General features: G+C 63.5%; 9 protein-coding genes and 1 pseudogene. 3 read left to right on the forward strand and 7 right to left on the reverse strand.

Annotated features, from left to right (window positions below; genetic code table 11):
- Positions 1-151: 151 nt before the first annotated feature.
- Genes hpt through dacB form a run of 4 tightly spaced genes read right to left on the reverse strand, consistent with a single transcriptional unit; the run spans position 152 to position 4,170 of the window.
- On the reverse strand, positions 152-706 hold the full coding sequence (hpt, locus tag ABX74_RS23760) for a hypoxanthine phosphoribosyltransferase (protein WP_019746778.1): 555 nt from the start codon (positions 704-706) through the stop codon (positions 152-154).
- Between the two features lie 3 nt (positions 707-709).
- Positions 710-1,687, reverse strand: coding sequence for a tRNA lysidine(34) synthetase TilS (tilS, locus tag ABX74_RS23765; RefSeq protein WP_047889820.1), 978 nt, complete (start codon positions 1,685-1,687; stop codon positions 710-712).
- Positions 1,688-2,761: a zinc-dependent metalloprotease gene (locus ABX74_RS23770; protein ID WP_047889821.1), complete on the reverse strand. Its 1,074-nt coding sequence runs from the start codon at positions 2,759-2,761 to the stop codon at positions 1,688-1,690. It abuts the gene before it with no gap.
- Positions 2,761-4,170: a D-alanyl-D-alanine carboxypeptidase/D-alanyl-D-alanine-endopeptidase gene (dacB, locus tag ABX74_RS23775; protein ID WP_021333820.1), complete on the reverse strand. Its 1,410-nt coding sequence runs from the start codon at positions 4,168-4,170 to the stop codon at positions 2,761-2,763. Before dacB ends, ABX74_RS23770 begins: the two co-directional genes overlap by 1 nt.
- 103 nt (positions 4,171-4,273) lie before the next feature.
- On the opposite strand from dacB, the gene ABX74_RS23780 reads away from it, so the two are divergent.
- Positions 4,274-4,765 carry an inorganic diphosphatase gene (locus ABX74_RS23780; RefSeq protein WP_003941181.1) on the forward strand — a complete coding sequence of 164 codons (492 nt, stop codon included), beginning with the start codon at positions 4,274-4,276 and terminating at the stop codon, positions 4,763-4,765.
- Positions 4,766-4,890: 125 nt separating this feature from the next.
- Here ABX74_RS23780 and ABX74_RS23785 read toward each other — a convergent pair whose 3' ends face one another.
- The 3 genes from ABX74_RS23785 to ABX74_RS23790 all read right to left on the reverse strand — a co-directional run bounded on the left by ABX74_RS23785 (position 4,891) and on the right by ABX74_RS23790 (position 7,721).
- A complete protein-coding gene (locus tag ABX74_RS23785; RefSeq protein WP_047889822.1) occupies positions 4,891-5,721 on the reverse strand; it encodes a crotonase/enoyl-CoA hydratase family protein in 831 nt (276 codons plus the stop codon).
- A 130-nt stretch (positions 5,722-5,851) separates the two neighbouring features.
- Positions 5,852-6,058 (reverse strand): hypothetical protein, encoded by a 207-nt coding sequence (locus tag ABX74_RS30210; RefSeq protein ID WP_124568973.1) that lies wholly within the window; start codon positions 6,056-6,058, stop codon positions 5,852-5,854.
- A 133-nt stretch (positions 6,059-6,191) separates the two neighbouring features.
- Positions 6,192-7,721: an LCP family protein gene (locus ABX74_RS23790; protein WP_223257993.1), complete on the reverse strand. Its 1,530-nt coding sequence runs from the start codon at positions 7,719-7,721 to the stop codon at positions 6,192-6,194.
- Positions 7,722-7,843: 122 nt separating this feature from the next.
- On the opposite strand from ABX74_RS23790, the gene ABX74_RS23795 reads away from it, so the two are divergent.
- On the forward strand, positions 7,844-8,662 hold the full coding sequence (locus ABX74_RS23795) for a polysaccharide deacetylase family protein (RefSeq protein WP_047889824.1): 819 nt from the start codon (positions 7,844-7,846) through the stop codon (positions 8,660-8,662).
- Positions 8,663-8,792: 130 nt separating this feature from the next.
- Positions 8,793-9,087, forward strand: a pseudogene (locus tag ABX74_RS23800) (amino acid transporter); the annotation flags it as partial.

The following is a 9,087-nucleotide window of genomic DNA, read 5'->3' on the forward strand; positions in this document are numbered from 1 at the left end:
GGCGGTGGTGGCGGTGGCGGAAGGGTCACCGAATAAGCCGTCGATAGCGCATTCCGTGAATCTAGCGACGCCTCGGAGACCTGTCTGTCGTCCGTTCGGCGGACTGATGCAGAGGTGCCGAAATGTGAAGAGTTCTAACCGGCGAGCAGGCTCAGCCGCCGTAGACCTCAGGGTCCAGGGTGCCGATGTACGGCAGATCGCGGTACCGCTCGGCGTAGTCGAGGCCGTAACCGACGACGAACTCGTTGGGGATGTCGAAGCCCACGTCGCGGACGTCGACGTCGATCTTGACCGCGTCCGGCTTGCGGAGCAGGGTGACGACCTCGAGCGAAGCGGGATTACGCGTCTTGAGGTTGCGCATCAACCACGACAACGTCAGGCCCGAGTCGATGATGTCCTCGACGATCAGCACGTGGCGACCGGCAATGTCCTTGTCGAGGTCCTTGAGGATGCGGACGACGCCCGAAGACGAGGTCGAGGATCCGTAGGAGCTCACGGCCATGAATTCCATCTGCGACGGGATCGGCAGGGCGCGGGCGAAGTCGGTCATGAAGAAGACCGCTCCCTTGAGGACGCCGATCAGCAGCAGGTCCCCTTCGGGGGCGCCTGCCGGGTAACGCTTGGCGATTTCCTCAGCCAGTTCCGCCGTTCGTGCACGGATCTGTTCTTCGGAGATCAGTACCGATGCGATGTCGCCCTCGTACACGCGTCAAACCCTTCGTCGGTCTTCGAATCCGAGGATCAGCCTGCCACGTCGCCGGGCCGCCACCAACCTCGCCTCCGGTGTTCCGCCCCCGATCGCGAGGCCGCCTTGCCCCCGCCAGTCGATCAACAGGGCGTCGACCGCCCGTAACTGTTTGTCCGTCAATGCTTTTGCGCCGCCCTGCAGCAGCCAGGCCCGGAGAGCGCGTCGGCGGATTGCGGTGGGCGCTTCGGCAAGTGTGTCCACTTCCACTTCCCCGTCGACGACAGCCCGTAGAAGTAGGGCCTCGGCGTACTCGTCGAGCGCCTCGCCGTCCTCACGCAACTGCGTCGCGGTTCGGGCCAACGCCTCGGCAACTCCCCCGCCGAGAATTTCTTCGAGCAGCGGCAACGCCTCGTGCCGCAGACGCACGCGAGTGAACTCGGGATTGTTGTTGTGCGGGTCCTCCCACGGCGTGATGCCCAGGTCGACGCAGGCCGCCCTGGTCACCGATCGACGGATGCCGAGTAGCGGCCGTCCCCAGGGGGCGTCGAATGCAGCCATACCCTGAATCGATCGCCCACCGGACCCGCGGGACAGTCCGAGAAGGACGGTCTCTGCTTGATCGTCGAGCGTGTGTCCGAGCAGAACCGGGAGGTCAGTCCTGGCGTCGCGCAGAGCGCTGTACCGAGCCTCACGCGCAGCGGCTTCGAGACTCCCACCTTCGGCTACGTCGACGGTCAGCACCGTCGCGGTCCGGCAACCCAGCGCCAGCGCCTGGTCTGCGGCCGAGCTCGCGACGGCATCAGAACCATCTTGTAACCGATGGTCCACGATCAATGCGTCGACAGAATCGGTTTCCGCCACGGCTGCTGCGGTCAGCGCCAACGAATCGGCTCCCCCGGACAGGGCGACGACCACCCGGCGCCGTGGCTCGAATGCGACCGTCCACGCCCGCACGGCCTGTCGCAGCGCCAGGAGGGCAGGCGTCTCAGGCAGCAGCATCTAGCCGAGAACGCGCTTTACCCACGCGTCGGGATTGTCGATCTCGTCGAGCAACGGCAAGGTCTCGCGCCCGGTCCAGATGGTGTTGAACTGCTCCATACCGACCTTGAGAACTACCGCGTCGACGAAGGCCTTGCCACGCACGTACTGCGCCATCTTGGCGTCCATGCCGAGAAGCATCTTGATGATCCGCTGCACGGGGTTGGACTTGCGTTGCCGACGCTTGTCGAAGGCCGCGCGGATAGTTGCCACCGACGGCACCACGGCGGGGCCGACGGCGTCCATCACGTGGTCTGCATGCCCTTCGAGGAGGGTGCCGAGTACGAGCATCCGATCCAGCGCGTCACGCTGAGGTTCTGCCTGCGAAGCACGCAGCAGGCCGATGATCCCGCCCGCCGTCGCACCGTCACTGGAGTCGGGTTCCTTCCGCGAGCGCAACTCTGCAGCAAGGCGCCCGACAACGTCGGTCATCGACTCGTCCACCGTCGCACCAAGCGTTTCGACGGATTCCTTCATGTACTCCGCTAGCCACGGCGAGGACGAGAACTGAACCCGGTGAGTGACCTCGTGCAGGCAGACCCACAACCGGAAGTCACTCGGGTTCAGCCGAAGGGACCGTTCGACGGAGACGATGTTCGGTGTGACCAGAAGCAGGGTGCCGTGCTCGCCGGTGAACGGGTCGTACTGCCCGAGGATCGCCGAAGACAGGTACGCCAGCATGGCGCCGGCCTGCAAGCCCGCCGGCTTTCCGACGATGAGATTGCCACTGCCGTCAGGGTCGGCGCCGGTGAGATGCGCCATCGACCGCGAGGCTGCCGTGATCCACCCGGCCCGGTCAAGCACGTCAGCGGCCGGGACCGGTAGACCGTCGGCCAAACCGGTCACTTCACGAACCGGCAGTTCGGCACGCTTGGACGCTTCGGCGAGTTCTGCGGTTGCCGTCTCGGCCGTGTAGCGAGACATCGCGGGGCCGCCGCGCGCCAGTTTTATCCCGGCTTTGGCGGCAAGACTCCAGTCGACGGCACCACCGAGCGGAGCCGAGGCTTCATCATCGTGTGGAGTCTTTTCGGCCACTATTGGCACCCGCAATTCCTCAATGCTCCGGCAATCGCGTCCAGGGCAGGACGGCTCACTTCTGGCGGCCGGTCATTGGACATCAGTGCGAAGGTGAGCACTCGCCCGTTCTGATCGACCACGAACCCTGACAACGCGCTGGCCGTCGAGAGAGTTCCCGTCTTGGCCCGTACCCAACCCGCACCGGTTCGGTTTCCGGACGCGTAGCGGTCGGACAAACTTCCTGTTCCGCCGGCCACCGGAAGGTAGTCCAGCAGCGGACGCAGTTTCGGATCACCGTCACCGGCCGCCGCCGTCATGACGCGATCGAGTACCTGAGCGGGAATGAGATCGTCGACGGAAAGTCCACTGGAATCGTGCAGCGAAACTCCGGTGTAGTCGAACCCGGCGGCCTGCAGGGTCTTGCCGGTCGCGTCGACGGCTCCGGTGAACGAGGCTTCGATTCCGGAGGCAATCGCGACCTCACGCCCGATGGTCTCGGCGAGCACGTTGTCGGAATGTTCCATCATCTGCAGCAGCCGGTCGCTCAGCGGCGCCGACTGCACGGTGGCGATCGGCTTGGCACCGGCAGGCGCCGCGCCGAGACTCACGTTGGCGGGATCGACACCGAGGGCCTGAGCGAGTACCTTGCCCGCGTCCAACGCGGGCGTTTCCGAACGCGGCGACTCGTCTTGAGTGCCGTCGTACCGACCGCCTTCGATCATCACCGATTCGATCGGGGTGATGTAACCGGCCGCGATGTCAGCGGGGAACCATCCGGTGGCCATGTTGTCGCCCTTGAACAAGCTCGAGTCCACCACGACGCTGGTCACCGGCGTACCGGCAGCCTTGATCTGGTCGACGAGATCCGCGATGTGCGCTGCGTTGGCGTAGTACCCGCTCTGCCCCTTCGGCGTCGCCGTCAGCGTCGGGTCACCGCCGCCGACCAGAACGACCTGCCCGGGGCTCGTTCCAGGCACCACTGTCGTGGACAGCCTGTGGTCGAGCGGCAACTTCAGCAATGCCGCCGATGCGGTGAGCACCTTCGTCGTGGACGCAGGCGTCATCGGCGTCGACGGGTCTGCGCTCCACAGAATGTTTCCGGTGAGCGCATCAGCGACTACTCCGGTGAACTTCCCCAGATCCGGGTTGGCCACAGCCGGGCCGATCGCCGCTGCGATTCCCGACGCGCTCGGGATCGGTGCGTCCGTCGGGACGGGCACCACCTGAGGTGACGGCGTCACGAGCGCAGGCTGCGGCGACGTAGTCACAGTCGCGCTGCCGGCTGTGTCGTTCGACGTACCGAGTTTCACGACGACAACTCCGGCGACGGCCAGTACAACCACTGCACCGACCGCCAGAAGGATGCGGAAGTTACGCCGTCGACTCTCTTCCAACGAGCCGATCTTCTTCTTTCCTTGGCCCGCCAACGCCCCTCCGTCTGTGCTCTGCCTACTGGGTGGTCAGGCAACCTTATCCTTGACCCGATATCCTTCCGACGAATCATTACCGACACGACAGCGAGGAATCGGCGTGGAGTTCGACGTCACCATCGAGATCCCCAAGGGTCAGCGCAACAAGTACGAGGTCGACCACGTAACCGGTCGCGTCAAACTCGATCGCTACCTCTACACAGCTTTCGGCTACCCGGCCGACTACGGCTTCATCGAAAACACCCTGGGTGAGGACGGCGATCCGCTCGACGCCATGGTCCTGCTCCCCGAGTCGGTCTTCCCCGGCGTCATCGTCGAGGCTCGCGCAGTCGCGATGTTCAAGATGGTCGACGAGGCCGGCGGAGACGACAAGGTCCTCTGCGTTCCGGCCGGTGACCCCCGCTGGGATCACATCCAGGATCTGGGTGACATCTCACAGTTCGAGCTCGATGCGATCAAGCACTTCTTCGTCCACTACAAGGACCTCGAGCCGAACAAGCACGTCGAGGCAGCCAACTGGGTCGGCCGCGCCGAGGCAGAGGCCGAGATCGAGGCTTCGATCAAGCGTCTCGCTGCCAACGGCGGTCACTGAGCTCGAGTTCTCAGGCCTAACGAAAATCCCCGCACATCGGAAGATGTGCGGGGATTTTTGTGCTGTTTTTACTCGCCCTTGCAGTTCCTACTCACCCTTGCAGTTTCTACTCACCCTTGCAGTTTCTACTCACCCTGGAAGACCGGCGGGCGCTTCTGGAAGACGGCGGTGATGGCCTCGGTCAGATCCTGCGACGGCAGGAACGCCGCGTTCCAGGCTGCGACGTAGCGAAGGCTGTCGTTCACGCTCGCGCTGCGGGTGTGATCGAGCACGTCCTTGATCCCGTGGACCACGAGCGGCGGATTGAGCGCAATCTCCTTGGCGGTCGCGCGCGCCGCTGCCAGTACCTCGTCGGCATCTTCGAAAACGTCGTTGACGAGGCCGATCTTCTCGGCGCGCGCTGCGTCGATGTCCTTGCCGGTCAGAGCCAATTCACGCAGGTGTCCGTCACCGATGATCGCGGGCAGACGCGCGAGGCTGCCCATGTCTGCGACGATCGCGACCTTGACCTCGCGGATGCTGAACTTGGCATCGGCACTTGCGTAGCGGATGTCCGCCGCCGTGATGAGGTCGACGCCGCCGCCGATGCACCAGCCCTGAACAGCTGCGACGACGGGCTTGCGGCAGTCTGCGACGGCATTGATGCCCGACTGCATGCGCTTGATCATGTCGTGGAATTTGGTGCGCGGACCTGCCTGAGCCTTGTCCGCGAGGACGGCACCGAATTCACCGCTCATCGCCGGCAGGTCCAGTCCGAACGAGAAGTGCTTGCCGGAACCGGCGATGACGATTGCACGCACCTCGGGATCGGCGTCGAGGTCGGCGAAGATTTCGGGGAGTTCATTCCAGAAATCCGGCCCCATCGCGTTGCCCTTGCTCGGCCCGATCAGCGTCACCTGGGCGATGTTGTCTTCGCACTCGACGGTGAACGCATTCCAGCTCTTCAGTTCAGTCATTACTCAAGAGTAACTAAAGGTCGAGCTCAGCCGAAGACCCCGCCCTATCGAAGGCGCTGCCCTATCGAAGGCGCTGCCCTATCGAAGACGCTGCCCTATCGAAGACGCTGCCCTATCGAAGACGCTGCCTTCATCCGAAGATTCCTGCCTCGTCCAGGACGAGCACTACGAGCGTGACGGCCATCAGGGCGAACATGATGAGCATCGCCATCCTGGCCGCCCGCTCACTGGTCGGCGGGAAAACGCGCTGCGCGGGATGCTCTGCCACGTACTCGGACAAGGACATGGTCCTGGCACGTGAGCGTGTCGGATTCTGTACCGCTGCTGTTGTAGCCATGTCGGTGATCCTTTCAACTACGCAATCTCAGTCAGGTACCCCAAAGGTGAAGTACCCGACTGAGTTCGACTTCTCCAATGTAGACCCGCAGACCGAAGAAGTCAGCGTGAGTTTCGTGCGAATTACCTGAGAGTCAGTCCACACAGGGAATGCCGCCATTCGCGTCGGCCCGGATGGGTGATCCCTGCGCTCCCGTATCGGGAACGGTGCCGGCGGATACCGACGAGTCCGACTGCGCCGGAGCGGCCGAGAACACGGTCTGCGCATTGTCCTCACCGATCAGTACAGACACTGATTCGGCCGCTGCCTGCTCGTTAGGCACTGCGGCCACGCCCAACTGCTCGGCCAGCGCCTCTGCGACGGCTTTGGCGCCGACTCCATAGCTGACCACCGACTTTGCCGTCGCAGCTGCGGTGCTCACCTCTCCGACTTCGACTCCCGACGCTTTCATCGCCGCTGCCAACGCGGCGCCCAACCCGTCCGTCGCGGTTCCGTTGCGGATATCCACAACTTCGTTCCCGGTCGAGACAGCAGTGTCCATCGCAGGTGCAGATGCCGAGTCACCTCCTGCGAAGATCCGCGACACTTCACTACGCAGACGCGCCGGATCGACCATGTTGACGTCCTGGCCGTCGACGGTCTCGTATCCCTCGATGGGCAGGGTGTAGAAGTCGATGTTCCCACCTGCGAGAGCGCTTGCCTGAGAAGCGAATCGGACGGGATCCATGGCAGAATCGATCACCACGTCCTTCTTCACCACGTCGGCCAGTGCCGTCATCTTCGGAATGTTTCCGATGACGCCGGAGCCCTTCAAGTTGGCGATCACCGCGCTGATGAAAGCCTGCTGCCGGTGGGTGCGATCCAAGTCCCCGTTGTCCAGGCCGTGGCGTTGACGGACAAACGAAAGTGCCTGTGACGCATCGAGAGTCTGAACCCCCGCCGGGAAGTTGGCGCCCGAGAAGTCATCCTGCACCGGATTGTTGAGGCACACCTGAACAGGGCCGATAGCCGAGACGACGTCATAGAAGCCCATCAGGTTCACTTCGGCAAAGTGATCGATCGGAACCTTGAGCAGATTCTGCACAGTGGTCAGTGTCGACCGCCGACCGACTTCACGCGCTTGCTGTTCTCGTGCAGCAGGATCCGTCACACCGTCCGCTACGAGTTTGGCGTCCGCATCAGCCTTCGCCATTCCGTAGGCTTCCTTGATCTTGGCCATTCCATAGCCGGGTACAGAGACGTAATCGTCGCGTGGAATCGCCACTGCACTGGCCTTGCCGCCATCGCCCGGAACATGGAGCAGGATAAGCGTGTTCGTGTTGTACCCACCCACATCGCTGTCCCCTGCGTGCAACTTGTCGGTGACGAACTCTGCCGGCAGGTCACTGCCGTCCATCGCCTTGCGACTGTCGAGTCCGATCAACAAGATGTTGGTATCCCCGTCGAGAGAACTTCCGGCGTCCTCACCGAGGGCGGAGAGCGCATCCGACCGGTACAGCCCCGACGTCAGATCCGACTGCACGTACCACCCGATTCCGACGCCCACCAGAATCGTCGTCGACAGGGACGCCGCCGCCAGCTTGCGCCCTACCGAGAGCGTCGACCGCTGCGGTTGACGCCTACGCCTGTGCCTGGTTGCCGAGTGTCGAGGTCGCGGTTCCACGGCCGACACGCTATCCACCGTTCCTGAGTAGAACCTGTCGATACCGGACACGGCTGGTCATTCGCTGAAAGAACGCTGAGAATGAAGTCCGAATTGGGCGAATTTGCTCTAGGCTCCGCCCTGTGGACCGCCGACGCTTCCTCAGTGCCCTCGCAGCAGCAACTCTGACCGGAACCGCCGCAGTGACCATGGGAACCGCTTGTTCGTCACGTTCGGTCGGGACGGCGGTCGCCGCAGCCGACGAGCCAGCAGACCCCGTCCCTGTCCCAGATCTCCCGCCTGCCCTGTTCCCGCCTCCACCGCCGTCCGCCCGGGTGCCGCTGCCCGCCGGCGGATCGTTGACCGCCCTGCCCGGTGGCGGAGATCTGCTCGCACTGACGGTTGACGACGGCGCCAGTTCCGAAGTCGTCCGCCTCTACACACAGTTCGCAAAAGACACCGGCATCCGTTTGACGTACTTCGTCAACGGGCAATACAACTCGTGGACCGAAAACGCCGGACTTCTGAGACCGCTGGTCGAGAGCGGACAAATTCAGCTCGGCAATCACACCTACTCGCACCCGGATCTGACGTCCGTGTCCAAGCAGCAGATTGTCGACGAGCTGACGAAGAACGGCACGTTCCTGCGCAACACCTACGGCGTGGACGCGGCGCCGTACTTTCGGCCGCCGTATGGAAGGCACAACGCGACAGTCGATTCCGTGGCCGCGAGCGTCGGCTACACCGTACCCACCCTCTGGTACGGGTCGCTGTCGGATTCTTCGTTGATCACCGAGGAGTACATCCTGCAGATGGCGAACCAGTACTTCAATCCGGGGGCCATCGTGATCGGACACCTCAACTATCTGCCCGTGACCCACGTGTATCCGCAACTGGTGGACATCATCCGAAGCCGGAACCTGCGGACCGTCACGCTCAACGATGTCTATTTGAAGCCGTGACGCCGTGGTGACCTCAGCCGACAACGAGGTTCCGGCCGACAACAGGGCTCCGTCTGTGAAACAACGCACCGAGGCCTGGCTGCTCGCGGACATCACCGAGGAACCCGCCGGACATCTGGGGCCACACCGGATGGCGCCGAAGAAGGAGAAGCGCCACCCGTGGTGGAAGGTGATGTGCCTGACGGGTGTCGATTACTTCTCCACTCTCGGTTACCAACCCGGTATCGCGGCGTTGGCGGCCGGCACGTTGGCTCCCATCGCGACAGTCGTGTTGATTCTACTGACGCTGTTCGGTGCGCTCCCGGTCTACCGGCGAGTGGCTCGCGAGAGTCCGCATGGCGAGGGTTCGATCGCGATGCTCGAGAAGCTGCTGCCCAAGTGGCGCGGCAAGATCTTCGTTCTCGTGCTTCTGCGCGAACCGGAGG

It is taken from the genome of Rhodococcus sp. ARP2, assembly GCF_001029585.1.
GTDB classification, from domain to species: Bacteria; Actinomycetota; Actinomycetes; order Mycobacteriales; family Mycobacteriaceae; genus Rhodococcus_F; species Rhodococcus_F erythropolis.